Source organism: Mesorhizobium sp. WSM3879, assembly GCF_002294915.1.
Lineage (GTDB): Bacteria > Pseudomonadota > Alphaproteobacteria > Rhizobiales > Rhizobiaceae > Mesorhizobium.
On the sequence record NZ_NSFZ01000007.1, the window covers coordinates 239663 to 263940 of the forward strand.

Annotated in this window: 25 protein-coding genes, 1 pseudogene and 1 riboswitch; of the genes and pseudogenes, 12 read left to right on the forward strand and 14 right to left on the reverse strand. The window is 64.5% G+C overall.

The annotated features are described in order from the left end of the window. Positions 1-44 precede the first annotated feature (44 nt). Both CK218_RS18070 and CK218_RS18075 read left to right on the forward strand, forming a co-directional pair. A complete protein-coding gene (locus CK218_RS18070; protein ID WP_095782781.1) occupies positions 45-836 on the forward strand; it encodes a DUF3108 domain-containing protein in 792 nt (263 codons plus the stop codon). Between the two features lie 137 nt (positions 837-973). Continuing rightward, positions 974-1645, forward strand: a complete 672-nt coding sequence (locus CK218_RS18075) for a lysoplasmalogenase (protein WP_066990310.1) — start codon at positions 974-976, stop codon at positions 1643-1645. Between the two features lie 6 nt (positions 1646-1651). Here the strand turns inward: CK218_RS18075 and CK218_RS18080 are convergent. Together CK218_RS18080 and gloB are read right to left on the reverse strand one after the other, a co-directional pair. Next, positions 1652-2074 (reverse strand): annotated as a pseudogene (locus CK218_RS18080) (cupin domain-containing protein); the annotation flags it as partial. A gap of 10 nt (positions 2075-2084) precedes the next feature. Beyond that, positions 2085-2852 carry a hydroxyacylglutathione hydrolase gene (gene gloB, locus CK218_RS18085; protein WP_066990304.1) on the reverse strand — a complete coding sequence of 256 codons (768 nt, stop codon included), beginning with the start codon at positions 2850-2852 and terminating at the stop codon, positions 2085-2087. A gap of 99 nt (positions 2853-2951) precedes the next feature. On the opposite strand from gloB, the gene CK218_RS18090 reads away from it, so the two are divergent. The 3 genes from CK218_RS18090 to CK218_RS18100 all read left to right on the forward strand — a co-directional run bounded on the left by CK218_RS18090 (position 2952) and on the right by CK218_RS18100 (position 6502). Beyond that, complete coding sequence (locus CK218_RS18090; protein ID WP_095828431.1) at positions 2952-3722, forward strand: methyltransferase domain-containing protein; 771 nt, start codon at positions 2952-2954, stop codon at positions 3720-3722. Between the two features lie 119 nt (positions 3723-3841). Further along, the gene (locus CK218_RS18095) at positions 3842-5653 is read left to right on the forward strand and encodes an ABC transporter ATP-binding protein/permease (RefSeq protein ID WP_095828432.1); all 1812 of its coding nucleotides are present in this window, start codon (positions 3842-3844) and stop codon (positions 5651-5653) included. Between the two features lie 51 nt (positions 5654-5704). Beyond that, positions 5705-6502: a DUF1194 domain-containing protein gene (locus CK218_RS18100; RefSeq protein ID WP_095828433.1), complete on the forward strand. Its 798-nt coding sequence runs from the start codon at positions 5705-5707 to the stop codon at positions 6500-6502. Positions 6503-6545: 43 nt separating this feature from the next. Here CK218_RS18100 and CK218_RS18105 read toward each other — a convergent pair whose 3' ends face one another. The 5 genes from CK218_RS18105 to CK218_RS18125 all read right to left on the reverse strand — a co-directional run bounded on the left by CK218_RS18105 (position 6546) and on the right by CK218_RS18125 (position 11432). Beyond that, entirely contained in the window at positions 6546-7481 is a 936-nt protein-coding gene (locus tag CK218_RS18105) for a glycosyltransferase family A protein (protein WP_095828434.1), read from the reverse strand. A 201-nt stretch (positions 7482-7682) separates the two neighbouring features. Next, positions 7683-8672 carry a glycosyltransferase gene (locus CK218_RS18110; RefSeq protein WP_095828435.1) on the reverse strand — a complete coding sequence of 330 codons (990 nt, stop codon included), beginning with the start codon at positions 8670-8672 and terminating at the stop codon, positions 7683-7685. 120 nt (positions 8673-8792) lie between these two features. Further along, entirely contained in the window at positions 8793-9563 is a 771-nt protein-coding gene (locus CK218_RS18115) for a Stf0 family sulfotransferase (protein WP_095779339.1), read from the reverse strand. After that, positions 9560-10174 carry a methionine biosynthesis protein MetW gene (metW, locus tag CK218_RS18120; RefSeq protein ID WP_066990286.1) on the reverse strand — a complete coding sequence of 205 codons (615 nt, stop codon included), beginning with the start codon at positions 10172-10174 and terminating at the stop codon, positions 9560-9562. Before metW ends, CK218_RS18115 begins: the two co-directional genes overlap by 4 nt. A gap of 88 nt (positions 10175-10262) precedes the next feature. Next, positions 10263-11432: a homoserine O-acetyltransferase gene (locus CK218_RS18125; RefSeq protein ID WP_095779340.1), complete on the reverse strand. Its 1170-nt coding sequence runs from the start codon at positions 11430-11432 to the stop codon at positions 10263-10265. 91 nt (positions 11433-11523) lie between these two features. After that, a riboswitch (SAM riboswitch) is annotated at positions 11524-11601 on the reverse strand. Positions 11602-11739: 138 nt separating this feature from the next. Here CK218_RS18125 and hisC point away from each other — a divergent pair. Together hisC and CK218_RS18135 are read left to right on the forward strand one after the other, a co-directional pair. Beyond that, positions 11740-12843: a histidinol-phosphate transaminase gene (gene hisC / locus CK218_RS18130; RefSeq protein WP_067319152.1), complete on the forward strand. Its 1104-nt coding sequence runs from the start codon at positions 11740-11742 to the stop codon at positions 12841-12843. A gap of 6 nt (positions 12844-12849) precedes the next feature. Then, complete coding sequence (locus tag CK218_RS18135) at positions 12850-13788, forward strand: prephenate/arogenate dehydrogenase family protein (protein ID WP_176477939.1); 939 nt, start codon at positions 12850-12852, stop codon at positions 13786-13788. On the opposite strand, the gene CK218_RS18140 is transcribed toward CK218_RS18135, so the two are convergent. After that, on the reverse strand, positions 13785-14732 hold the full coding sequence (locus CK218_RS18140) for a sugar kinase (protein ID WP_095828436.1): 948 nt from the start codon (positions 14730-14732) through the stop codon (positions 13785-13787). The two genes, CK218_RS18135 and CK218_RS18140, sit on opposite strands and share 4 nt — an antisense overlap. A 7-nt stretch (positions 14733-14739) precedes the next feature. Beyond that, on the reverse strand, positions 14740-15738 hold the full coding sequence (locus CK218_RS18145; protein ID WP_095828437.1) for a DUF2125 domain-containing protein: 999 nt from the start codon (positions 15736-15738) through the stop codon (positions 14740-14742). A gap of 124 nt (positions 15739-15862) precedes the next feature. On the opposite strand from CK218_RS18145, the gene CK218_RS18150 reads away from it, so the two are divergent. From CK218_RS18150 to CK218_RS18160, 3 genes are all read left to right on the forward strand, one after another. Then, on the forward strand, positions 15863-16393 hold the full coding sequence (locus tag CK218_RS18150; RefSeq protein WP_066990269.1) for a gamma-glutamylcyclotransferase: 531 nt from the start codon (positions 15863-15865) through the stop codon (positions 16391-16393). A 118-nt stretch (positions 16394-16511) separates the two neighbouring features. Next, positions 16512-17459 (forward strand): aldo/keto reductase, encoded by a 948-nt coding sequence (locus tag CK218_RS18155; protein WP_095828438.1) that lies wholly within the window; start codon positions 16512-16514, stop codon positions 17457-17459. 143 nt (positions 17460-17602) lie between these two features. Continuing rightward, entirely contained in the window at positions 17603-18223 is a 621-nt protein-coding gene (locus tag CK218_RS18160) for a LysE family translocator (protein WP_095828439.1), read from the forward strand. A gap of 7 nt (positions 18224-18230) precedes the next feature. Here the strand turns inward: CK218_RS18160 and CK218_RS18165 are convergent, their stop codons facing one another. Together CK218_RS18165 and CK218_RS18170 are read right to left on the reverse strand one after the other, a co-directional pair. Beyond that, positions 18231-19025 (reverse strand): 1-acyl-sn-glycerol-3-phosphate acyltransferase, encoded by a 795-nt coding sequence (locus CK218_RS18165; RefSeq protein WP_095779346.1) that lies wholly within the window; start codon positions 19023-19025, stop codon positions 18231-18233. Positions 19026-19106: 81 nt separating this feature from the next. Then, positions 19107-20009 carry a LysR family transcriptional regulator gene (locus tag CK218_RS18170; RefSeq protein WP_095828440.1) on the reverse strand — a complete coding sequence of 301 codons (903 nt, stop codon included), beginning with the start codon at positions 20007-20009 and terminating at the stop codon, positions 19107-19109. A 102-nt stretch (positions 20010-20111) separates the two neighbouring features. On the opposite strand from CK218_RS18170, the gene CK218_RS18175 reads away from it, so the two are divergent. Continuing rightward, positions 20112-20732 (forward strand): pyridoxamine 5'-phosphate oxidase family protein, encoded by a 621-nt coding sequence (locus tag CK218_RS18175; protein WP_095828441.1) that lies wholly within the window; start codon positions 20112-20114, stop codon positions 20730-20732. On the opposite strand, the gene CK218_RS18180 is transcribed toward CK218_RS18175, so the two are convergent. The 3 genes from CK218_RS18180 to ftsE form a co-directional block, all read right to left on the reverse strand. Beyond that, positions 20729-21457: a YdcF family protein gene (locus CK218_RS18180; RefSeq protein WP_095828442.1), complete on the reverse strand. Its 729-nt coding sequence runs from the start codon at positions 21455-21457 to the stop codon at positions 20729-20731. The two genes, CK218_RS18175 and CK218_RS18180, sit on opposite strands and share 4 nt — an antisense overlap. Positions 21458-21641: 184 nt before the next feature. Beyond that, on the reverse strand, positions 21642-22631 hold the full coding sequence (locus tag CK218_RS18185) for an ABC transporter permease (RefSeq protein WP_095828443.1): 990 nt from the start codon (positions 22629-22631) through the stop codon (positions 21642-21644). Then, on the reverse strand, positions 22624-23283 hold the full coding sequence (gene ftsE, locus CK218_RS18190) for a cell division ATP-binding protein FtsE (RefSeq protein WP_095828444.1): 660 nt from the start codon (positions 23281-23283) through the stop codon (positions 22624-22626). Before ftsE ends, CK218_RS18185 begins: the two co-directional genes overlap by 8 nt. 181 nt (positions 23284-23464) lie before the next feature. Here ftsE and CK218_RS18195 point away from each other — a divergent pair, with 181 nt between their 5' ends. Continuing rightward, entirely contained in the window at positions 23465-24106 is a 642-nt protein-coding gene (locus CK218_RS18195; RefSeq protein WP_095828445.1) for a hypothetical protein, read from the forward strand. Positions 24107-24278 lie beyond the last annotated feature (172 nt).

The window sequence follows — 24278 nt, forward strand, 5'->3', positions numbered from 1 at the left end:
TGAAACCGTTGCGTTTCCGCCAGTATCAAGGACCTGCCGCCGCCATGCTTTGCCCATCCCATGCCCTTGCTGCGCTGCTCGCCGTCGCTGTGCCTTCAACCGCCTTCGCTGCTGCCTCGCCGCAGTCCTTCAAGGGCGAATACACCGTGTCGTTCCTCGGCCTTTCGGTCGCCAGGGCGACGTTTTCCAGCCGTTACGACGGCGACACCTATGCCATCAATGGCACCGTCTCGGCCGCCGGCATCGCCAAGCTGTTCGACGATACGAAAGGCACGATCTCGTCGAAGGGTACGATTTCGGGCCAGCAGATGCGGCCGCGGGCCTTCCGGGCCGACTATACTTCCGGCAAGAAGGCATCGGTGGTCGACATACGCTTCGCCGATGGCGACGTCTCCTCGACGAAAGTCGTTCCGGAGCCCGGCAAGCGCGATCCCAAGAATTGGGTGCCGGTCGGCTCCGGCGACCTGAAATCGGTGGTCGATCCGATGGCCGCGACCGTCGTCCATGCCGACAGCCTGGACAAGGTCTGCGGGCGGACCGTCAAATTCTACGATGGCGAGATGCGCGCCAACCTGTCGCTGACCTATGCGTCGAAAGGCTCGATCTCGGTGCCGGGCTACAAGGGCGACACCGTGACCTGCAAGATGGGCTTCGAGCCGGTGGCGGGCTATCGCAAGGGCCGCAAGGCGCTGGACTTCCTGAAGAACAAAAGCCGCATGATGGTGACATTTGCACCCGTGGGCCAATCCGGCGTATATGCGCCGATCCGCGCCACGGTCGGGACCCAGATCGGCCCGCTGACCATCAGCGCAAGACGGTTCGAAGCAGCCGAATAAGTTAGGCGCCACGGCGCGCCGCCGAGGATAGGCATGGGGCGCGCAACACTGATCGGTTTCTCGGCGGTCGCCCTGTGGGCGCTGCTTGCACTGCTCACCGACGCCTCGCGGCTGCGCAAGACCGGCGGGGCGCGCGCATGATGCCGTTTCCGGGCGGCATCGACGCCAATCCCAATGCGACGCTTTTGTTCTCGATCGCCGCCGCCGCGATTTACGTCCTTGCGCTCGAGCTGCCGCCACGCCTCGCCCGTTCGGCCGCCAAGACGCTGGCCGTGGCCTTGTTGGCGGCGCTCGCCGTCATGCAAGGCGGTCCGCCGCTGCTCGTCGCAGCGCTGGCGCTCAGCGCCGCCGGCGACGCGTTCCTCTCCCAAGACGGTGAAAAAGCCTTTCTTGGAGGGCTGGCGAGCTTTCTTGCCGCGCATGTCGCCTATGTCGCCTTGTTCCTGAACGCCGGTGGCGGAATCGGCCTGCTCACCGCCGAGTCCTGGCGCGGCGCCATTGCGCTGGCGCTGGCGGTTTTCGTTAGCACGATGCTCGCCGCGCTTTGGCGGCGCGTCGGACCTGCCCTGCGCGTTCCGGTCGCCGTCTATGCCGGGGCGATCCTCGCCATGGGTGTTTCGGCGCTCACGACCTTTCATCCCTGGGTCATCGCCGGAGCCGTGCTGTTCATCATATCGGACGGGCTGCTGGCGGCAGAGCGCTTCCTGCTGGCCGCGAGTTCGCCGCATCGCGTCTGGATGCGCTATGCGGTCTGGGTGCTCTATTATGCGGCCCAGTTGGCGATCACGCTTGGTTTCCTGCTGGCTTAAGGCTGTTTTCGGCTGCCAGCCCGGCTCGGCCAGATCGAAGGCGGCGAAATCGAAGCCCGGTGCCACCGTGCAGCCGACCAGCGTCCATTCGCCGAGGCTGCGCGCCGACTGCCAACAGCCGGCCGGGACCACGATCTGCGGGCGCTCGCCGGCGGCGAGTGCCGCGCCCAATAGATGTTCGACGACGGTGCCGGAGCCTTCCTCATGCATGGCGAGCGCCAGCGGCGCGCCGGCATAGAAATGCCAGACCTCCGCCGCGTCCTTGACCCGGTGCCAGGCCGAACGTTGGCCTTGCTCCAAAAGGAAGTAGATCGCGGTCGAATGGCCGCGCGTGCCACCTTCCGCGTCGCGAAACGTCTCGGCATACCAGCCGCCCTCGGGGTGCGGCTCGAGGCCGAGCGCGGCGACGATTTCGACGGCGCTGGTCATAAAGGAACGCTCAGAAGTTATCCTTGCGCTTGCGGATCTCGGCGAACACGTCCGTATCGCTCGCCCTTTCCATGCCGAGATGCCTGCGGATCGCCGGGTCGTGCCAGCGCAGGAACGGATTGGTCGACAGTTCCTCGCCGATCGTCGTCGGCAGGGTCGGCTTGTTGTCGGCGCGCAGCTTCTCGATCCTGGCGGCGCGCTCTTTCAAAGCTGAATTGCTGGGGTCGACGGTCAGCGCGAAACGCGCGTTGGCCAATGTGTATTCGTGGCCGCAATAGATGACGGTCTCGGCCGGAAGGGCGGCAAGCTTCTTCAGCGATTCGTGCATAATCGGCGGCTTGCATTCGAAGAGCCGGCCGCAGCCCAGCGCAAACAGCGTGTCGGCGGTGAAGGCCACCTTCGAGGCCGGCAAATGGTAAGAGACATGGCCGGCGGTATGGCCGGGCGTCTCGATGACCTCGATCTCTTCTTCGCCGAGGCGGATGACGGAACCCTGGCTGACCGTCTCGTCGATGCCGGGGATCTTCGCCTGTTCCGCTTCCGGTCCGACGATGGTGAGCTTGAAGCGCTCCTTCAGGGCCAGGTTGGCCTCGACATGGTCGCCATGATGATGCGTGGTCAGGATCATCGTCGGGGACCAGCCGGTGCGCTTGATCGCAGCCAGGATCGGCGCTTCTTCCGGGGCATCGATGATCGCCGTCTGCCCGCTTCTGGGGTCATGCACCAGAACGCCGAAATTGTCGGTGCGGCACATGAACTGTTCGATTTCGACCGGCATCTCGTCGCTCTCCGTTGTGGCCGCAGACATAGGGCGCCCGGCCGCGGATGTCATCCGCCTTTGTTGAACTCGCCGGATATCGCGGCTACCGTCCGGCGCATGCATTCCGATATCGTCGATCTCCGGTCCTTCTATTCGACCACGCTCGGGCGCCTCGCCGAGCGCGCGATCACCATGTCGCTGTCGTCGATATGGGCGCCCGTTCCGAACGAGCGCCTGGTCGGTCTCGGCTACACGCTACCGTGGCTGGAGCGGTTCGGCGCCGATGCCGAGCGCGTCTTTGCCTTCATGCCGGCGACGCAAGGGGCGGTGGTCTGGCCGGCGACGGGGCCGACGGCGACGGCGCTGGTCTTCGACGAGGAGCTGCCGCTGGTCGATTCCTGCATCGACCGCATGCTGCTCGTCCACTCGCTCGAACATGTCGAAAATCCGCGCGAGACGCTGAACGAGATCTGGCGCGTGCTGTCGCCGGCGGGCAGGGTCGTCATCGTCGTGCCCAACCGGCGCGGCGTCTGGGCGCGTTTCGAGCACACGCCCTTCGGCAACGGCCGGCCGTTCTCGCGCGGCCAGCTCACCGAATTGCTGCGCGAGGCCAATTTCACGCCGGCCGCATGGTCGGACGCGCTGTTCTTTCCGCCATCGCCGCGGCGCTCCATGATGCAGTTCCACAACGTGCTGGAGCGCGCCGGCCGGCGGCTCTGGCCGATCTTTTCCGGGGTCATCGTCGTCGAGGCGCAGAAGCGGCTCTACCAGGGCGTGCCTGTCGCGCAGCGCGCCTCGCGCCGCGTCTTCGTGCCGGTGTTCTCGCCACAGGGCGCAACGACGCTCGGGCGTCGGGGCGACGGCCCGGTGCCGCGGGCAGGCGGATGACGCGTTCGTGATCGGGGCCAAGCCTTGCGTCATACGGCAATCGTCACCCTATCTCAGAGGCGGGTTCGGGGTGCGGCATCGCCGCCAATGACCGTTCCTGGCAGCAGGGATCTCGCATCATGGACCACACGCCCAGTATCGAACAGGCCGCGTTCTCAGTCGAGACGAGCCGCCTCTCAGACCAGCTGGCGGCGATCAGGCTGGCGCTGAAGGCATCGCCGGTGCGCAGGCGGCTCCTGTGGGCCTCGATCGGGATTGTCGGCGTCATCGTCGCGACCTCGATCGGGCAAGTGCTGCTCAACCGCTGGAACCAGCCTTTCTACGATGCCCTGGCGCGGCGCGACCTGCCGGGCTTCCTGCATCAGCTGATGGTGTTTGCCGCAATCGCCGGCAGCCTCCTGGTGCTCAATGTCGGCCAGACCTGGCTCAACCAGACGATCCGGCTGAAGTTGCGCGAGGCGCTGACGCTCGACCTGATCGATGAATGGATGCGGCCGGCGCGTGCGTTCCGGCTCACCCATGCGGGCGCGATCGGCGTCAATCCCGATCAGCGCATGCAGCAGGATGCGGGGCATCTCTCCGACCTGTCGACCGATCTCGGCGTCGGCCTGCTGCAATCCTTCATCCTGCTTGTGTCCTTCATCGGCGTGCTGTGGGAGCTCTCTTCCGGCTTCGTCTTCCATGTCGGCGGCCATTCGCTGGAAATACCGGGCTACATGGTCTGGGCGGCGATCCTCTATGCCGGCATCGCCTCCTGGCTGAGCTGGCTGGTAGGCCGGCCGCTGATCCGCTTCAACAGCGATCGCTACACGCGCGAGGCCGTGCTGCGCTCCTCCGTGGTCCGCGTCAACGAGAATGTCGACGCCATCGCGCTCACCCATGGCGAGGCGGACGCCAGGCGGCAGCTCGAGCTCGACCTCGGCGGCGTGCTCGACGCCATGCGGCGCATCTACAGCGCCCAGATCAACCTGTCCTGGGTTACCGACGCCTATGGCTGGATCACCGTGGTGGCGCCGATTCTGGTCGCCGCACCGGTCTATTTCGCGGGCGACATCAGCTTCGGCGGTTTGATGATGGCCGTCGGCGCCTTCAACCAGGTGAATTCCTCGCTGCGCTGGTTCATCAACAACATCGGCGGCATCGCCGATTGGCGGGCAACGCTGATGCGCGTTGCCGACTTTCGCATCGCGCTCGGCGAAACGGACATCCTGCATGCCAAGCAAAAGCGCATCGCGTTCGGCGAAAACGCAAATGGCACGCTGACATTCGACAAGCTCGAAGTCGCCTCGCCCGACGGCTGCACCAGGCTTGCGGAGACGGAGGTCGAGATAAAGGCCGGCGAGCGCGTCATGATCACCGGCGATCCGCGCGCCGGCAAGACGCTGTTCTTCCGCGCCATCGCCGGCCTCTGGCCGTGGGGCGGCGGCCGCATCGGCATGCCGGCCGGAGAGACACCGTTCTTCGTGCCGCGCACCCCCTATTTCCCGCTCGGCACGCTGCGCGACGTGCTCAACCATGCCGAAGGCACCAAGATCGACGACGACGAGATTTCCGCCGTGCTCGGTGAAGTCGGCCTCGAGCGCCTCTCGTTCCAGCTCGACCGCTCGGCGCGCTGGGAGCATGAGCTGGCCGACGACGAGCAGCGGCTGCTCGCCTTTGCCCGGCTGGCGCTGAGGAAGCCGAAATGGGTGATCATCGACGAAGCGCTGGATACGTTCGACGGCGCCACGCTTCGGCGCGTGCTGGCGATGCTGCAGGCCAGACTGCCGCACGCCGCTATCCTCAATATCGGGCGCGGTCTGCACAACAACCAGTTCTTCCCGCGCGCGCTCACCATCGTCAAGGACAGCAGCGGATCGGCGCTGAAGCCGGCCCGTCTCCGCGCCGGGGCGATCGAACCCCCGCCTGTTGCCGCGCGCGCCAAGAAATAGCTTTATTTCGCCGCGATCGCCGGGAACAATCCCGGCGTGGTGGAACCTGCCATGCTCAAGCTGTTCAGCCTGCTTGCATGCCTTGCCTGCGCCGAGGCAGCGCCAATGCCTGCAATCGGCGGCACTGCCGTCGATGTCGAACTCGTGCTGGCCGTCGACATCTCGCAATCGATGGACGAAGAAGAGTTCGCCCTGCAGCGCGCCGGCTATGTCGAGGCGCTGCGCCATCCCGACTTCATCAGCGCCGTGCGCTCGGGCCCGAGGGGCCGCATCGCGCTCGCCTATTTCGAATGGGCGGGCGTCGTGCGCGACGACGGCGTGATTGGCTGGCAAGTGATCGACGGCGCGGACAGCGCCAACGCCTTCGCCGACAAGATCGCGGGTCGTCCATTCCGGAGCTTTCGCGGCACGTCGATTTCAGGCGCTCTCGGATTCGGCGCCGGACTTCTGGAGAAAAACAGCTACTCGGCGCCGCGCCGGGTCATCGACATATCGGGGGACGGGCCCAACAATGCCGGGCTGCCCGTCGCGATGATCCGTGATGCGGCTTTGGCCAAGGGCATCGTGGTCAACGGCCTGCCGATCCTGATCAGTCCGTCGCCGAGCGTCATTCGTCTCGACCGCTACTATGCCGATTGCGTCACCGGCGGCCCCGGTTCGTTCGTGCTGCCGATCTATGCGGCGTCGGAATTCTCGACGGCTATCCGCCGCAAGCTGATCCAGGAGGTGAGCGGGATCGGCGACGCCGGCAGCATCCGCGTCGACGCGGAGGCGCCGACCGACTGCCTGCTTGGCGAACGGCTGCGGCAGCGGTTTTCCGATCCTTATTTTCCGGAGCTGGATCGGTGAAGTCCCCATTTGCACTGTTTCGGCCAGAGCGCCGCGCTGTGCCTCAGGCCGCCCGGGCGCCGTATCTGGCGCGGAACTCGTCATAGCAATCGCGGCGCCAGCGCCGGCCGACGACATAGCCGCGCAGCAGTTCGGTCGGCGAGTAGCCGAGCGCCTTTGACGACCGATTGGCGAGATAGCCCGAAAAGGCCTGTGGCAGCCTGCCCTTCAATATGTCGGCGATGATCTGCCGCGCGATCATATAGGGCGGCACGTCGGGATAGCGGTCGGCAATATAAGGATGTTTGCCGATCAGGTTGGCGTAGGCCTCGACATAGCCGTCGCGCCGGCCGGAGATCGAATTTTCCGAATTGTATTTTTTCCAGTCGATATCATCCGACAGCAAGGCGCCGCTGCGGTTGGCAAAACGCAGCAGCAATTCGCGGTCCTGCATGCGCGTGATATCGCTGTCAAAGCCGCCGATCGCAAGCAGCGATTCGTGCCGGGCGGTGATCGCCGAGCCGGCGATGAAAATCGTCTGCGAGACCAGGGCGCGCTGCAGCCTGCTTTTGTCGAGCAAAGCCTGACGATTGATGCATTTGGTGCTGCGGCCGCCCTTGACCGAGATGAAGGAACTGATCAGCACTTCGAGCGAGGGGTTCCTGTCGAAGTGCGACAGCGTCCGGTCGAGGCGGTCCGGCAGATAGACATCGTCCGAATCAAGAAAGGTCACGATCGGCGCCCGCGCGCGCTCGATGCCCGCGTTGCGCGCGGCATTGGCGCCGCGCCATTTCGCGCCGACATAGATCAGTCTGGGATCGCGAATCTCGGCCAGCGCCAAGGCCGTTCCGTCGGTCGAACCGTCGTCGACAACAATGTGCTCGAAGCGGGTAAGTGTCTGGGCAAGAACACTTTCCACCGCGCGCACGACCTGGCTTCGCCGGTTGTGCGTCGGCGTGATCACGGTGATCAGCGGAGCTGGGTCGGAGGCAGTCGGCATCTAACTTTCGTTATGGGCAGATAAACGATGACCGTAAGATACTCGCACCACCTGCCTCCATGTCCGCCCCCGGATGGATTCGGCAAACGCTACAGAAAAGAGCCGCCTATGTCACCTGAGGTGTCGCATCGGGGTCAAGTTCAGAGCGTGTTTCCTCAAAGTCATGCGGTTTGAAAGCAACACTTCGCGGCGGTTTATCCTTCAACTATGCCCGACATAGTCAGGCACGGTTTCGATTTCGTCGCTTACGAGACCGGCAGCGAGGCTGAAATGACCAAGAAATGCCAGGGTATAAAAAGCCAGGCCTACCACCAGTGAAAACGGGATCTGCCAAAGAGGCATACCCGTTTGCGGCGCGTGGCTGAGCACGCGTCGCGTCGTGCGCCACGACATGGTCCACCAGCGACTGAACGACTTGACGATCCGCTGCCTGCGACTGGGGGCATGAAGCGCGACGAACTTGCGGTCGGCGTCCCTGCCGGTCACCAACGCGCGCCAATAGAAGAACCGCCAGCCGCGCGGAGAGTAGTGGTAAACGCGCGCATCGACGTTGACAATCTTGTGGCCCTCGCGCCGAAGCTGGTGCATCAGCAGCGTGCAGGACACCTTGAAGCCGTTATGTGCCGGGAAAGGGTGGTTGACGATCCAATGGCGCCGGAAGGCGACATTGTTGGCATTGATCGCCCGCTTCGAGGCGAATCTTTCATCTCCGCGGGCCATCGGGAAGAACCAGATCAAGGCGAAGGTTCTCGAGAAGAAGTCGTCATAGCACAGATAGGTATGGCCGTTCACGCAGACGGTTTGCGGCTGTTGAAACGGCTGCAGCAGATTTGAAAGCCAACCTGGCTGAGGGACCGTGTCCGAATCCAGGAAAACGACGATGTCTCCTTCGGTCAAAAGCACGCCGTTGTTCTTGAGTTCGTAATACCGACCGTCGGGGCAAGCTGTGATTGTCAGGTCGGCAACCAGCATCAATTCAGGCGCTTCAGCTTCAATGCTCGCTTGCAGCAAGCTGCCGTCCGAATCGGGCCCGCCATGCGACACGACAACTTTTGGCCTTGTAAAACCGCTAGCGGAAACAGCCGCGATTTCGCGCGCCAGTGACTTCAGCCCCAGGCCGATCTCGTCCCAGTCGATGGATTTGGCGTTCTCCATCTCCATGACGATCGAATAGATCGGGTGTTCAGCCATAGATAATCACCACCAGTTTTGCCGGTACAGTCGCAGTAGCCGTGCGGAGTATGCCGTCAAACGATTCTCGGTGCCATTCTATTTGCAAGTCTGCGCTTCAATCGCATGAAGCCCCAGTTTCTAGATCTTCAGGAAGCCACGCTTTTTTCTGTGCTGGAAGCTGGACGGGTCGGCATATTCAGACAGGAAACGTTTTCGCCATTCGTCATTGGTCGCGTCGCGTTGGATTTCGAGGCCCGACACGAGATTCGTTCCCCAGACAGGCTCGACCCCGGCCAACTGGGCAATTTTCTCGAGGCTTCCTCTCGGGTCTTGCTGGACCTGCTCGTAAGTTAGCGCAAGGACGGACAGCCCGTTTTTCGCGAACCACCGGTCCCAAGCCAGAGTCTCCATCAGAATCTTTTCAAGCGATTCGGCGATAGCCTCGCCGTCATAGCGTGGGGATGCGCGATTGACCTCGCTAGAGCGGAATCTGCGGGTTTGGCGCGCACGCGCCCATGAGATCGCCTGACCCAGCAGATCGCTGCGCGTCAGGCGCACATAGTGAAGGTTGGGAAGACTGGCGGGGAGGTTCACCTTCTTGGCAACTTGAGCGAACTGACTCGCAAAAAGCTTGATCGCGTAGATTCCGCAAGAGGACCGTCCTTCCGTCAGCGCCCTCAGAAGCTGCCCTCTGGCATCGCGCGGATAGCCTGGCTGTTCGAGCAGCCGGCGCCCGCCAAACCATTCCAGTGGATTGCCCAGCCCGGCGGAAGCCATCAGTCCTGCAAGATGATTGCTGCCGGTACGCGGCGAAGTGCACACAAGAATCCCAGTGCTTATCTCCGACAGAATTTCCGACGGGATTTGAACCACGGCCGGCCGGCGTCGAAAGAGATCGAGCGAGATCATCGTTTCAGCAAGAACACTGCCTGCTGGCCGAAGAAGTTCCAGAACCACCAGGGCATCGACAGGCCGATCTTCTGGCCGTTGGCGTCGAGCGCGGTCGCCTTCTCGACCGTCGCGCCGAGCTCTTCGCACAGATTGACGAAGTCGCGAATGGTGCAGAAGTGGATGTTCGGCGTGTCGTACCAGGAATAGGGCAGGTCCTTGGTGACCGGCATCCTGCCCTTGATCAGCAGCGAGAAGCGCACGCGCCAATGGCCGAAATTGGGGAAGGAGACGATCGCGCGGTTGCCGATCCGAAGCAGCTCGTCGAGCACAAGTTTCGGGTTGCGGGTCGCCTGCAGCGTTTGCGACAGGACGACGAAATCAAAACCTTTGTCGGGGTAGAATTCGAGGTCCTTGTCGGCATCGCCCTGGACGACGGAAAGGCCGCGCGCCACGCATTCGTTGACGCCGCGCTGTGACAGCTCCAGGCCGCGGCCATCAACCTGCTTGGTCGCCTGCAGAACCTCCAGAAGCACGCCATCGCCGGAGCCGACATCGAGCACGCGCGAATGCGGCGGGATGAGATCGGTGACGACTTCGAGGTCGACGCGCTGGGCGCGATTAACGCTCATGGGCACGCCTCCGGCCTTTGAGCATTTGCGGCCAATGGGAATCTCGGCGCCTCAGAAGTGCGGCCAAGACACAGAGATCGCGCGCTGCTCATAGGCTGAGCCCCCTTGCGCGCGCGGCCGAGGCTATGAAGCCGTTGATGGCCGCGAACAATTCCGGTTCGTCGAGCAGGAAAGCGTCATGGCCGCGATCGGTCTCGATCTCGACGAAGGAGACGGACGCGCCGGCGGCGTTCAGCGCATGCACGATCGAGCGGCTTTCCTCGGTCGGGAACAGCCAGTCGCTTGTGAACGACACGAGACAGAAGCGTGTCTTGGTGCCCGCGAAGGCATCGGCCAGCCGTCCGCCGTGGTCGGCGGCGAGGTCGAAATAGTCCATAGCGCGGGTCAGATAGAGGTAGGAGTTGGCGTCGAAGCGGTCGACGAAGGTCATGCCCTGATGGCGCAGATAGCTTTCGATCTGGAAATCGGCGTCGAAGCCGAAGGTCAGCGCCTCGCGATCCTGCAGGTTGCGGCCGAACTTGCGGTGCAGCGCTGCTTCCGAGAGGTAAGTGATGTGCGCGGCCATGCGCGCCACGGCGAGGCCCTTTTCCGGCCGCCTGCCGAAATCGAGATATTTGCCGCCGTGCCAGTCCGGATCGGCCATGACGGCCTGCCGCCCGACCTCGTGGAAGGCGATGTTCTGCGAGGAATGGCGGGCGCCGGTGGCGATCGGCAACGCGGAGAAGACGCGTTCCGGGTAGCTTGCGGCCCATTGCAGCACCTGCATGCCGCCCATCGAGCCGCCGAGCACGCAGAACAGCTTCTCGATGCCGAAATGATCGACCAGCATCAGCTGCGCCCGCACCATGTCGCGGATGGTGATGATCGGCAGGTCGAGCCCATAGGGCCTGCCTGTCGCCGGATCGGTCGAGGCCGGGCCGGTGGAGCCGAGGCAGCCGCCGATGACGTTGGCGCAAATGACAAAAAAGCGGCTGGTGTCGATGATCTTGCCGGGGCCTATCAGCACCTCCCACCAGCCCGGCTTGCCGGTCACCGGGTTGGTGCTGGCGACATGCTGGTCGCCGGTCAGCGCGTGGCAGACGAGGATGGCGTTGGAGCGGGCGTCGTTCAGGGCGCCGTAGGTCTGGTAAGCGACCTGGAACGGCGACAGCACGGTGCCCGCATCGAGCTTTAGCGGTTTGTCGGGACCGAACTGCAACACCGGGCTCGACGGTTGGTCGGCCTCGTGGTTGGTCCTTGGAGCGCGCTGAGCGGCCATTGCATTCCCCCATCCAGTCGCATCGATCTCGCGATACGGCGTCCGGCCGGCAACAGACAACAAAAAACCGGCCTGCCTTCGCAAAGCCGGTTACAGGTTGCAAACGGCCCTTTAGCGAATTGTTTAACGTGGCTGCAAGCCGACCGGCCAAATCACCACGGGAGATCCGGCTGTTCTTCTAGGGCCAGCGCCGCGCTTCGTCAACGGGTCTGCCTACTGGGGCGAGCGCGCCGGCACTCGACATTCGGGGCCACGGCCTGTATTTCCGCTGCGGCCTCGAACCAGGGCCTCTCGACGGATTTGTGACATGAAGCAGGATCAGCCACGTCCGACGCCCCGCGCGGGCATCATGGACATCGAGGCCTATGTGCCGGGAAAAAGTACCGCGCCGGCCGGCGTGACGAAGGTCTACAAGCTGTCGTCCAATGAGAATCCGCTCGGGCCCTCGCCGAAGGCGATCGAGGCCGCCCGGGAGGTGGCTGCCAAATTGGACGTTTATCCCGACGGCTCCGCCCGCCGGCTGCGCGAGGCGATCGCCGATGTGCACGGCCTCAATCCGGCAAACATCGTCTGCTCCAATGGCTCCGACGAGATCCTGGGGCTGCTGGCGCAGACCTATCTCGCGCCGGGAGACGAGGCCGTGTTCACCGAACACGCCTTCATGGTCTACAAGATCTATATCCAAGCCGCCGGCGCCAAGCCGGTGGCGGTCAAGGAGACCGACGAGCGCGCGGACATCGACGCGATCCTCGCCGCGGTGACGCCGGCGACCCGGATCGTGTTCCTCGCCAACCCCAACAATCCGACCGGCACTTACGTGCCGTTCCAGGAGGTGCGCCGGCTGCATGCCGGACTGCCCAAGAGCGTGCTCCTGGTGCTCGACGCGGCCTATGCCGAATATGTGCGGCGCAACGACTATGAAGCCGGCATCGAGCTGGCCGGGAGCTCGGAGAACGTGGTCATGACCCGCACCTTCTCCAAGCTCGGCCTCGGCGGCGCACGCATCGGCTGGATGTACGGACCGGCGCATATCGTCGATGCCATCAACCGGGTGCGCGGGCCCTTCAACGTCAATGCAACCGCGATCGAGGCCGGCATCGCGGCCATCCGCGACCGTGCCCATGTCGAGCGTAGCGTGGCGCATAACGAGAAGTGGCTTGCCTGGGTCAGCGAGGAACTGACCGGGCTCGGGCTGCGCGTGACGCCCAGCGTCGGCAATTTCGTGCTGATCCACTTCCCCGACAACAAAAAGCATTCGGCAGCGGCCGCGGACGACTATCTCAGCGCGCGCGGCTACATCCTGCGGCGCGTCACCGGCTACGGCTTTCCCAACGCGCTGCGCATGAGCATCGGCATCGAGGAGGCCAATCGCGGCGTCGTCGAGGCGCTCAAGACATTTCTGAAAAGCTGAAGCACCATGACAGCACCGATGTTCGGAAGAATAGCGCTGGTCGGCATCGGCCTGATCGGTTCGTCGCTCGCCCGCGTCATCCGCCGCGAAGGCCTGGCGCGCCACATCGCTATCGCGACGCGCAGCCAATCGACGCTCAAGCGCGCCGAGGAACTGGGTCTCGGCGATTCCTACACGACCGAGGCCGAAGACGCAGTGCGCGACGCGGATCTCGTCATCGTCTCGGTTCCGGTCGGCTCGTCCGGCGAGGTCGCGGCCGAAATCGCGCCGGCGCTGAAGAAAGGCGCGATCCTTACCGATGTCGGCTCAACCAAAGCTTCGGTGATCGCGCAAATGCAGCCGCATGTGCCCGTCGGTGTGCATTTCATCCCCGGGCACCCGCTGGCGGGCACGGAAAAGTCCGGGCCGGATGCCGGGTTCGCCGATCTCTTCGACAACCGCTGGTGCATCTTCACGCCGCTGCCGGGCACGGATCCGGAGGCGCTGGAAAAGCTCTCCGAATTCTGGCGGCGCTGCGGCTCCAACATCGACACGATGGACCCGCAGCATCACGACATGACCCTGGCCATCGTCTCGCATCTGCCGCATATCATCGCCTACAACATCGTCGGCACCGCCGACGACCTGGAATCGGTGACCAAGACGGAAGTCATCAAGTATTCCGCTTCCGGTTTTCGCGACTTTACCCGACTGGCCGCTTCCGACCCGACCATGTGGCGGGACGTGTGCCTGCATAACAAGGACGCGATCCTGGAAATGCTGGCGCGCTTCTCGGAGGATCTGGCCTCGCTGCAGCGGGCGATCCGCTGGGGCGACGGCGAAAAGCTGTTCGACCTGTTCACCCGCACGCGCGCCATCCGCCGCTCGATCATCGAGGCCGGCCAGGATATCGATGTGCCGGATTTCGGCCGGCAGGCCGTAGAGCACCCGCGGGCCAAGCCCTAGGCCTTCTGCTCGATCTGTCCCGATGGGGGCCAGTGCGCCGCCATCATGGCCATTGTCTCGGCTCTGTCCGGAGCGCCGAGCCGGCCGCCGAAGCGCAGGCATTTAAGCGCGGCGGCGGCGCTGGCAAAGCGCAGCGCCTGCTCGGGCGGCATGGCTTCGGCAAGGCCGACGGCGAAGGCGCCGTGGAAGACGTCGCCGGCGGCGAGCGTGTCGACCGCCTTGACCTTCGGCGCCTCGACATGCCGGACGCGACCGGTTCTCCGATCATGCCACCAGGTTCCGGCAGCGCCGCCCGTCACCGCGACGAAGGCGTCGGTGCGCGAGGCGAGATCGGCGCATGCGCTTTCCGGATCGAGCGCATGGCCGCAGACGATCCGCGCCGCCGGCTCCGAGGCGACGATGTGCGAGGCCAACGGCAAAAGCCGCTCGAGCACGTCGACCGGCGCGGTGTCGGCGTCGAGGATCGCCGGACGGCCGGCGTCCCGCGCGGCCGCCAAGGCAAGTGCCGCGGCGCCCGGCCAGCGGACGTCCACCAGCACGGCGTCGAAGGCGGAAAGTTCGGCAAGCGGCAGCGTGTCGGGATCGGCTTGCGCCCTGCTGTCATAGAAGGGCACGATGATGCGCTCGCCATGGGCATCCACCAGGATCGCGGCCAGCGCCGAGCGCGCGCCGGCGACGCGGCGGACCAGGCTGCAATCGACGCCTTCCGCCTCGATCTCGGCAATCAGCCGGTCGCCGACCGCATCGTCTCCCGCGCTCGCCCAAAGCGACACATCGGCGCCGAGGCGATGCGCGGCGCAGGCCGCACTCGTCGCCATGCCGGAGGCGATCTGGACACCGTCGCTGGCGATGAACTTGCCCTGATGCGCGGGCAGCGTCTCGAGACGCAGGATCGTGTCGAGGGTGAACGCGCCGACGCTGAGCAGTTTGACCGGTCCCGCCATCGCAGCCTCAATCGACCGGCTTGATCTTGCCGAGCGGGATGAAGCCAAGCGAAGCCTTGCCCTTCACGATCTTGAGCGGCATGGACGGTTGGTTGCCGAGCATGGCAATGCCGGCAAAACCCTGCTCGATCTCGCTCTTGTGCTCGGGAATGGCGCCAGCGAGGATGGCCGCCACGGCCTTCGGGTCCTTCAGCTTGATCGACAGATTTGCATCGATCAGGCCGTCGGCGTCGATCGAAATCGGCCCGGATACGGTTACGCGCGCCGTGCCCGATGACACGTCGAGGCTTGCGATGTCGACCGACTGGCCGCGCAGGCTTTTCGGCGGCGCCTTAATCAGCGCGACGCCGTTCTTCACTGTCGCTTCGCCGGCGCCGTCGAGTTCCGGCAGCACGCGTCCGCCGACAGCTTCCGCGTCGATCTTCAGGTCGCCAAAGCTGCCGGTATAGACGAGGTCCTGGCCGTTCGGCTGCAGCTGGCCGGCCGCCTGGCCGGCGCTGAACAGCTGCACGGGATCGGTGTCGTCGGCCGGATCGGTCTGTCCAGACACGCCTTCCGCCTGAAGCGAAATGCGGCGCGGAAGCGGCCATGACAGCTTGACCGTGGCGTGCAGCTTGTCCCAGTCGAGCCAAAGCGGCGGCATGCCCGGCGCCACAGTCCGCAACGGCCCGCGCAGGTTCGCCACGGGCGACAGAGGCTGGGTGATGCGAGCGACGACGTTCATATCGCCGGTCGAGGCCGCTACATTCCTGGCATCGTCCTGATAGGCCAGGCTGTCGCAGGCGACCGTGAAGTCCAGTGGATAACCGCTGACCGTGAGATTGGCGCAGTCGGCCTTGATGCCCTTGCCTCCAAGCTCGGCCACGGCCCGCTCGGCCTCGGTCTTGACCTTGCCGGCGAGATAGAACCATCCGCCGCTGTAGAGCGCGAACAGCACCAAGATGAACGCCGCAAGCCAGAACAGCCGGCGGCGAGGTTTGCGCGATCGCTCGTCACTTGACGTCATGCTGCGGCTCTCGTTAACCCCTCATGCGGCGAGCGGGTGGTTGTTCTTACGCACGACAAGCGGGGACAGAAGAAGCACCTTACCGGTGTGGTGTCGTCACTCGAATGCAATCAGGCTTGGCGATATGGGCGATTTTTGGGTTTTTGGCTACGGGTCGCTGATCTGGCGGCCCGGTTTCGCACATGTCGAAACGCGGCGCGCCCGTCTTTACGGCTTCCGCCGGTCGCTCTGCGTCTATTCCTTCGTTCATCGCGGTACGCGTGAGCGGCCGGGCCTGGTGCTCGGCCTCGACCGCGGCGGCTCCTGCGTCGGGCTCGCCTTCCGCGTGCCCGGCGATTTGCGTGACGAAGTGCTTTCCTATCTGCGCGAGCGCGAACTGGTGACCAGCGTCTATCTCGAACGCACTCTCGATGTCCGGCTGGATGGGGCGGGACAAGGCGGAACGGTCGAAGCGGTCGCCTACATCGTCGACCGCGCGCATGAGCAATATGCCGGCGGGCTCGACGCCGACCATGCGGCAAAAGTCGTGCGCGGTGCCGTGGGCCAATCGGGCAGGAACGAAGACTATGTCCTGAGCACAGTGGAGCATCTGAGGGCGCTCGGCATCCGCGACCACTGGCTGGAAGAGGTGGGGCGGCAGGTCGCGCCTTCGTGAAGATCTGGCCCGATCAAAAAGCAAAACCATGCCTTTGACCTGGGCAAGGCACGACCTAGCTTAGCCGCAATCCATCCTCTGGGCATCCAGGCCCTTCCCAGCATCACGGAGATCAGTCTTGCAGAAACGCCGTCTCGGTCGCACCGACCTTTCCATCGCGCCGCTGGTCCTTGGAGGCAACGTCTTCGGCTGGACCGCCGACGAGAAGACCTCGTTCGACCTGCTCGACCGCTTTGCCGAGGCCGGCTTCAACGCAGTCGACACGGCGGACGCCTATTCGCGCTGGGCGCCGGGCAACAAAGGCGGCGAATCCGAAACCATCATCGGCAACTGGATGAAGAGCCGCGGCAACCGGGACAGCATCGTCGTCATCACCAAGGTCGGCTCCGACATGGGACAGGGCAGGCGGGACCTCTCCGCAGCCTATATCGAAAAGGCGGTCGACCAATCGCTCAAGCGGCTGCAGACCGACGTCATCGACCTCTATCTGTCGCACTGGCCGGACCCGGCGACGCCTTACGAGGAAACGCTCGGCGCCTATCAGCGCCTGCTCGATAAGGGCAAGATCCGCTACCCGGGCTGCTCCAATCTCGATGCGGGGCAATTGCGCGCGGCCCTGGATGTCGCCAGCCTGCGGGGCCTGCCGCGTTACGAGGTTCTGCAGCCCGAATACAATCTGTACGATCGCTCTTCGCTGGACGGCCCGCTGCTCGACCTGTGCAAGGCGGAAGGCCTCGGCGTCATCACCTATTTCGGCCTGGCCAAGGGGTTCCTCAGCGGCAAATACCGCAGCAAGGCCGACCTTGGCCGGAGCGAGCGTGGCGAAGACGTGGCCGAGTATCTCAACGAACGCGGCATGCGCATTCTCTCCGCGCTCGATGCCGCGGCCGGGCGCCATTCGGCCAAGCAGGCCGAAGTGGCGCTCGCCTGGATCATGGCGCGGCCGGGCATCACCGCGCCGATTGCCAGCGCCACGACGCCCGCACAGATGGAAAGCCTGATCCGCGCCGCATCGCTCAAGCTTTCCGCCGACGACATCGCAGCGCTCGATCGCGCCAGCGCTTAAGGCGTGTCGATATTCAGGCGGATGCCGGCCTGACCTGGATCCAACATGCGTTAGTGCAGCAGGTCCCCCGCACGATCGTCCAAGACCTTGCAGATAGCCTCGCGATAATTCCTACCCGATCGCGGCAGGAATTGAGGTTCGGCATGGTCGGAGAAGTTTTGTCCGAAGCGCAGCCCTGGCAGCAGGTGCTGGCGCTGGTCATGGCGGCGACCGTTGTCATGGGTAGCCCAGGTCCGGCGACGATCAGCGTCACCGCCGTCGGCGCCGCTTTCGGGCTGCGGCCTTCGCTGGGTTATACGTCCGGCATCGTGCTTGGAACGACGGCCGTGCTCCTGGTTGTGGCCGCCGGGATATTCGGCATGCTCGCCTCGGTGCCGGGGCTGGCACCGTTGCTGACTGTCGCTTCGGCCCTCTATATCCTCTACCTTGCCTTCAGGATCGCGACAGCGCCGCCGCTTGCCCAAGGCGGCAATGCGGCGGCGCGTCCCACCTTCTTCGGCGGCTTCATGCTCGCCGTCGCCAACCCGAAAGCCTATGTGGCGATCGGCGCGGTCTTCGCGGGAGCTTCATCCACGGTCGACGGGCTCGGGATTTCGGCCAAACTTTTGGTGCTGGCAGCGATGATCGTCGCCATTCATGTGCTCTGGCTTCTCGCTGGGACGATTTTCGCGAGGCTGCTGCGCGATCCATTGGCGTCGCGGATCATCAATATCGTCTTCGCGGCGACGCTGGTGCTGACGACTGCACTGGCGGGGCTGCCGTAAGGGGAGCTCAGGCCTTCGCCGCAGCGCCGAGCTCCGCCAGCCGCTTCACCGCCGTCGGCGGCATCGGCGGCGGGTTCGGCGCGCGCGAGGCCTCGACCAGCAGCTCGTCGCAGGCGGTCTCGGTCTCGCCGATCAGCCGCTGCATGAACTCCTCCTTGTCGAGCCCCGGAGGAATCGGCGGCAGAAAACGGGCCTTGATGGTGCCCGGATATCGCATGAACTTGCGGCGCGGCCAGTAGAGGCCGGCGACATGGGCGACCGGCACCACGGGAACGCCAAGCTGGGTATAGAGCTCGACGATGCCGTATTTGTAGGACGGCTCGGCGCCCGGTGGGCGACGAGTGCCTTCCGGGTAGATGATAAGCTGACGCGGATTGCGCGCCATCTCCTGCCTTGTCGCGGCAACGACAGCTTTCAGCGCCTTGGAGCGGCTGCCGCGGTCGACCGGGATCATGCGCATCTTCATGATGTACCAGCCGAAGAAGGGGATCCAGGTCAGCTCCCGCTTCAGGATATACAAGGCGTCGTCGAGATAAGGAAAAAAGGCGATCGCATCCCAGAAGGACTGATGCTTCGGCGCCAGGATGAAGGACCCCTCAGGCAGGTTCTCGGCGCCCGTGATTTCGCTCCTGGTGCCGGCGATCTTGTCGTAAAGCCACATCGAGGTGCGCGACCAGAATTTCGGCACGAACCAGGCGCGGTGGCGGGGCGACAGGAAATAGAAGGGCGTCCAGAAGATCATCTGAACGACCAGGCTGAGATAGAAGGCTAGGTTGAACGCCAGCGAGCGGATAATGAGCATGCGGGAAAGGGCCCGGTGTGGAAGTGAGCGTTGGTTACACCAAGCGCGGGCAAAAAGGAAACGGCGCGACGGTGGGGCGCATCACAGCGAGCGCGCCAGCCGCTCCTTCAGGCGGGGCGCCGCGAAATCGAGGAAGGCGCGCAGCTTCACCGGCAGCAGGCCCTGACCGGCATGCAGGAGATTGACCGGCCATGGCGGCGGCTCGAACGGCTCGAGCACAACATGAAGCGCGCCGGCGCGCACCGCGGCGTCCGCCTGATAGGAGAGCACCCTCGTCAGGCCGAGGCCGGCGATCGCCGCATCGATTGCTGCCTCGGCGGTGTTGAGCTGCAGCCGCGAGCGGACCGGAACCACGGTTTCGCTCTTGCCGGTGCCGAAGCTCCACGTCGCGGGAGAGGCAAGCCCTTCGAAGGTGATGCAGTTGTGGCCTGAAAGGTCGCGCGGTTCGAACGGCGTGCCATGCTTCGCAAGATATGCCGGGCTGGCGCAGACGATGCGGCGGATCTGGCCGACGCGCGCTGCGACCATGGCCGAATCCGGCAGCTCGCCGATGCGCACGGCAAGATCGATATGCTCCTCGATCAGTTGCGTGATCCGATCGGACAGCGTCAGGCGGATGTCGACGTCGGGATAGGCGGCCAGAAAATCTGTGACGACCGGCAGCACATGCAGGCGGCCGAAGACGACCGGCGCAGTGATCACCAGCTCGCCGGTCGGGCTCAAATATTCGCCAGCGGCGGCTCGTTCAGCTTCGCCCACCTCATCGAGGATGCGGCGGCAGGCGGCGAGATAGGAACGACCAGCGTCCGTCAAGGTGAGGCGCCGCGTCGAGCGGTTGAGCAGACGCGTCTTGAGGTGCCTCTCCAGTTCGGAGAGCTTGCGGCTGACGGTGGCGAGCGGCACGCCGGCGTGTCGCGCGACGGCGGAAAGGCTGCCGGCCTCCACCGTGGCTACGAACAAGGACATGGCGTCGAGGCGGTCCATCTATTCTTCCGAAATGTGGAAGGATGGATTGCAACTATGCCTTCTACCTCCGGATTTCGGAAGGGGCTACATGTCGTTCCACTTTGGCAGAGGACCGCCGCCATGGACGCCTTCACCAGCGACGTCGCCTTTACCCCTACGGTCAAGGCCATCCAGTCCCGCAAAGGCTCGCGCGCATCTTATGCGCGGGTCGAGGAGCGCGGCGGCTGGCGGGCGACGATCACGCCCGACCTCGCTGCCTTCATCGAGGCGCAGACCAGCGTGTTCCTGGCGACAACCAATGGCGGAGGTCAACCCTATGTTCAGCATCGCGGCGGGCCAGCCGGCTTCCTGAAGGTGCTGGACGGGCATACGATCGGCTTTGCCGATTTCTCGGGGAACCGGCAGTTCATCACCCAGGGCAATCTTGCGGACAATGCCCAGGCCTTCCTGTTCCTGATCGACTACATGCTTCGGCAGCGCATCAAGATCTGGGGTACGGCGCGCGTCGTCGAGGACGATGCGGAGCTGACGGCGAGGCTGATGCCGGCCAACTACAAGGCGCGGCCGGAGCAGGCGATCCTGTTCAGCGTCACGGCCTGGGATGCAAATTGCCCGCAGCACATTCCGCAGCGCTTCGAGGCGGCGGATGTGGCTGCGGCGCTTGCCGAGCGGGATAGACGCATTGCCGGTCTGGAGCAGGAGATCGCACGCCTGCGCAACAGCGCGTCTGGCGAAGCTTAGTTCTTGCTCACCGTAGAGGCTTCGGCGAGCGTGACGCCCTCGGTGGTCGGCCGAAGCGGGACGATGCCGCGCGCCAGCGCCAGCACATATTTGCTGTATTCGGTGAGCAGCACGCGCAGCGCTTCCGGCTTGGTCAGCCAGCTGCCATTGCCGAGCTTGTTGTTGACCACCGGATAGGGCTCAAGCCGCGCGCCATGCAGCAGCCGGCCCATCTCGAGCAGGCTGCGCGGCATGTGGTAGTTGTTGGTGACGACGATGATGCTGCCATAGGCGTGGCTTTCCACCCATTTGGCGCTCTCCTCGGCATTGCCGATCGTGTCGAGCGCGGCGCGGTCGATGTCGACGCAGCAGGAGAACAACTGCTTGTCGCCGCCCATTGCCGCTTGCAATTGGCGGCGGCTCGCCGTGGGGTGAACACCGCTGATCAAGAGCCGCTCGCCCTTGCCTGATGCCAGCAGATCCATGGCGGCGTCGAGCCTCGACTGGCCCCCGGTGAGCACGATGATTGCGTCGGCCTTGGCCGGATTGACCGGCGTCGTCATGTTGCTGACCTTGTCGGCAAACCAGCCGAAGCCGCCGGCGAAAAGCGCCAGCAGGGCGAGCACGAAGAAACCGCAGAGACGAAGCGCAAATCTGAGACGACCGGTTCTTGCAGACGCAGCACCGCGCGTAAGCGCCGCTGGCATCCGTCCAGCCGTTCCGATCGAGTCCCGCGCGTCCATCATCCCCAGGTTAATCCTGAAAACATCCAATGGTTAACTCTGAAACGTCGCCTTTCATAGATAGCACGGCGCACATTGCGTTACGGCAGTTTCCCTTGCGTGATCATGCACTTGTGGAGTCCGGATCGCATTGGAAACCCAACTTGCCACCTCTTGCATTCGCGCCACCCTTGGCTACGCGTCATGATCAGACCGCCTCCGGCTGCCGGATGTCGATCTCGCTGAGATAGGCGACGACCGTGGCATGTGAGGTCGCCGCCGTCAGCGCGCCGATCACCAGCACCATCAAGGCGACGCCGAGATAGCCGGTGGATCCGATCGCGAAATTGCCGAACAGCGCGGTCGCCTGGTCGGCCTCAGGCGTCGCCATGTTGCGCGACGACCACCAGGAAAAGACGATGAAGACCAAGATAGCGGCGGCACCTCCGGCGGCGGCGCCCTTCATGCCGGTGACCAGGAAATGCCAACGGAATTCGCGCGCGATGAAGCGGGCCTCGGCGCCCACAAAATGCAGGACCTCGATGATGTGGCCGTTGCCGGCCATGGCGCCGCGCGTGGCGAACACCACCGTCAGCACCGTCGCCGATAATATCAGCGCCAAAACGGCAAAGCCGATCGTCACTGTCGTATGCGCCATGGCGACCAGCCGGTCGACCCAGGTGCGATGGTCGTCGAGCGCGGCGCTCGGCAGCTTGGGCGTGATCGCGGCGCGCATGGCGGCGAAGTCGGGCGGATTGGCTTCGTCGATGGTGACGACGATGAGGCGCGGCACCGGCAGTTCATCGATGTTGAGGCCGGTGCCCAGCCACGGCTCCAAAAGGCGCGCCGTCGCATCGCGGTCGACGATCCTCGTACCCTTCACACCCGGGAACTCGCTGGCGATCTCAGAGGCCTGCGCGAGGGCTGCTTCCATGTCGAGGCCCTCGACGGGCTTGATCTGGATCGTCGCCTCGCGCGAGATCTGGTTCTCCCACACCGAGGCGGTGTCGCGCACCAGCGTCACGGCGCCGAAGGTCAGGCAGGACAGGAAGGTCATGATGGCGATGACCAGCACCAGCGCCCGGCCGGCGATGTTCTGCGCCGGCACGATCGGCGCCATCTTGCGCTGGACACGGCGAACGGCAGCCGGCGTCTCGGCGGCTTCCTCGTGCAGGTGATCGGCCGGAAGTTCAGTCATAGACGTCCAGCCTTCCGCCGGCGAGAATCATGCGCCGCGCATCGACCTGCTCCATCAGGCCGAGGTCGTGGGTTGCGATCACCACGGCGGTGCCGAGCCGGTTGAGCTCGATGAAGAGCCTCAGCAGCCGGCGCGCCAGCGGCGGATCGACGTTGCCGGTCGGCTCGTCGGCAAGCAGGATCTCCGGCTGCTCGATCAGCGCGCGAGCGATCGCAGCACGCTGCTTCTCGCCGCCCGACAGCACCGGCGGCAGCACATGCATGCGCTGCCCGAGGCCAACCCATTTCAGGAGCTCGGTGACGTCGGTGCGATAGCTCGCCTCCTCGCGCCCGCGCACGCGCAACGGCAGCGCCACGTTCTCGTAAGTGGTCATGTGGTCAAGCAGGCGGAAATCCTGGAACACCACGCCGATGCGGCGCCTGAGCAGCGGCAACTCGCCGCGCGAGATGCGCGAACGATCCTTGCCGAAAATGGTGATCAGGCCGCGCGTCGGCTTCAGCGACATGAAGAGCAGGCGCAGCAAGGTGGTCTTGCCGGCGCCCGAGGGGCCGCTCAGGAACTGAAAGGAGCGCTCCGGAATGTGCAGGGAAATGTCGCGGAGGATCTCCGGACCCATGCCATAGCGGAGGCCGACATTTTCGAAGCGGATCACGTTCGGCGACCTGAAACCTCAGGCGGCATCCCGCCAGCCTGTTCTCTGCCAAGACCATCGGCCGGCATGGTTAATCGTTGGTTAATTTCTGCGCGCTTTCGACGTTTCACAGCAGTTCCGGTGGGGAAGCGTTAACCATTTGCGTTTACCCAAAAGCACCGAAGATTGCACTGGGGCCGTAATGGCTGAGGATAGAACCGCGCGCTCTGTTTCCGGCGAAATCATGACCGGCACGGCGACAAGGGCCGTGCCGGAGCGCGTCATCCTCGACACCGATGTCGTCGATGCCGACTATGTGGTGCTGCCGCGATTCGCCGCCCGTTCGGAACCGATTGCGGCGCCGTTGCCGCCGCAAGCGCCCTCGACGCCATCCATCGCTGGCATGGGCATGCTGCGCAAACCGGAGGCTGCGCCGGCGCAGCCGGCCTCGCGTGGCGGTCCAATCTTCTGGGCCGCCGGAGTGGGCGCCGCACTCGTGGCTTTCTGGGTGTCGGGCGGACATGCCCTGGTGCGTCAGAGCCCCTTCTGGGCGGCTGCGCAGCCGGCAAGCGCGCTCAGCATTTCCGGTGTGACGTCGCGAATCGATGCCTCGGGGCTGAAGCCCATCCTGTTCATCGACGGCGAGGCCGCCAATGACAGCGTACGGGCGGAGTCGCTGCCGCCGCTCGAGATCCGCGTCACCGACAATGCCAGCAATGTCATCCGCTACAGGTTGGGGACATCCAACCGCTCGCTGGCGCCCGGCGAAAGATTCGGCTTTTCCAGCCGGCTCGATGTGCCTAGAAACGGCGTGAGGGCCGTATCGGTCACCTTCGCCGGGTAGGTGCATCGATGTTCAGCTAATGCCGGCCTGCAAATAGTGGTTTCCTGCGCTTGGGCGCTCAGGTGCCCGCTCCGCTCCGGTTCTCGGAACCCGCTATTTTGGGCTCGGCCTGACCTGAATATTGTTTCACCTAGCCCCTCCGGCGTTGCAGGCGATTCTGAAGGAAAAAGCT

What these genes read in the sequence shown, in the direction of transcription:
- CK218_RS18150 (WP_066990269.1), top strand. Translation starts at nt 15,863, where the DNA reads ATGGGCGATTTTTGGGTTTTTGGCTACGGGTCGCTGATCTGGCGGCCC.
- CK218_RS18115 (WP_095779339.1), bottom strand. Translation starts at nt 9,563, where the DNA reads ATGATCTCGCTCGATCTCTTTCGACGCCGGCCGGCCGTGGTTCAAATC.
- CK218_RS18070 (WP_095782781.1), top strand. Translation starts at nt 45, where the DNA reads ATGCTTTGCCCATCCCATGCCCTTGCTGCGCTGCTCGCCGTCGCTGTG.
- CK218_RS18125 (WP_095779340.1), bottom strand. Translation starts at nt 11,432, where the DNA reads ATGGCCGCTCAGCGCGCTCCAAGGACCAACCACGAGGCCGACCAACCG.
- CK218_RS18135 (WP_176477939.1), top strand. Translation starts at nt 12,850, where the DNA reads ATGACAGCACCGATGTTCGGAAGAATAGCGCTGGTCGGCATCGGCCTG.
- CK218_RS18140 (WP_095828436.1), bottom strand. Translation starts at nt 14,732, where the DNA reads ATGGCGGGACCGGTCAAACTGCTCAGCGTCGGCGCGTTCACCCTCGAC.
- CK218_RS18180 (WP_095828442.1), bottom strand. Translation starts at nt 21,457, where the DNA reads ATGATGGACGCGCGGGACTCGATCGGAACGGCTGGACGGATGCCAGCG.
- CK218_RS18160 (WP_095828439.1), top strand. Translation starts at nt 17,603, where the DNA reads ATGGTCGGAGAAGTTTTGTCCGAAGCGCAGCCCTGGCAGCAGGTGCTG.
- CK218_RS18095 (WP_095828432.1), top strand. Translation starts at nt 3,842, where the DNA reads ATGGACCACACGCCCAGTATCGAACAGGCCGCGTTCTCAGTCGAGACG.
- CK218_RS18075 (WP_066990310.1), top strand. Translation starts at nt 974, where the DNA reads ATGATGCCGTTTCCGGGCGGCATCGACGCCAATCCCAATGCGACGCTT.
- CK218_RS18110 (WP_095828435.1), bottom strand. Translation starts at nt 8,672, where the DNA reads ATGGCTGAACACCCGATCTATTCGATCGTCATGGAGATGGAGAACGCC.
- CK218_RS18090 (WP_095828431.1), top strand. Translation starts at nt 2,952, where the DNA reads ATGCATTCCGATATCGTCGATCTCCGGTCCTTCTATTCGACCACGCTC.
- CK218_RS18145 (WP_095828437.1), bottom strand. Translation starts at nt 15,738, where the DNA reads ATGACGTCAAGTGACGAGCGATCGCGCAAACCTCGCCGCCGGCTGTTC.
- CK218_RS18105 (WP_095828434.1), bottom strand. Translation starts at nt 7,481, where the DNA reads ATGCCGACTGCCTCCGACCCAGCTCCGCTGATCACCGTGATCACGCCG.
- CK218_RS18185 (WP_095828443.1), bottom strand. Translation starts at nt 22,631, where the DNA reads ATGACTGAACTTCCGGCCGATCACCTGCACGAGGAAGCCGCCGAGACG.
- CK218_RS18100 (WP_095828433.1), top strand. Translation starts at nt 5,705, where the DNA reads ATGCTCAAGCTGTTCAGCCTGCTTGCATGCCTTGCCTGCGCCGAGGCA.
- CK218_RS18165 (WP_095779346.1), bottom strand. Translation starts at nt 19,025, where the DNA reads ATGCTCATTATCCGCTCGCTGGCGTTCAACCTAGCCTTCTATCTCAGC.
- CK218_RS18170 (WP_095828440.1), bottom strand. Translation starts at nt 20,009, where the DNA reads ATGGACCGCCTCGACGCCATGTCCTTGTTCGTAGCCACGGTGGAGGCC.
- hisC (WP_067319152.1), top strand. Translation starts at nt 11,740, where the DNA reads ATGAAGCAGGATCAGCCACGTCCGACGCCCCGCGCGGGCATCATGGAC.
- metW (WP_066990286.1), bottom strand. Translation starts at nt 10,174, where the DNA reads ATGAGCGTTAATCGCGCCCAGCGCGTCGACCTCGAAGTCGTCACCGAT.
- gloB (WP_066990304.1), bottom strand. Translation starts at nt 2,852, where the DNA reads ATGCCGGTCGAAATCGAACAGTTCATGTGCCGCACCGACAATTTCGGC.
- CK218_RS18175 (WP_095828441.1), top strand. Translation starts at nt 20,112, where the DNA reads ATGGACGCCTTCACCAGCGACGTCGCCTTTACCCCTACGGTCAAGGCC.
- CK218_RS18195 (WP_095828445.1), top strand. Translation starts at nt 23,465, where the DNA reads ATGGCTGAGGATAGAACCGCGCGCTCTGTTTCCGGCGAAATCATGACC.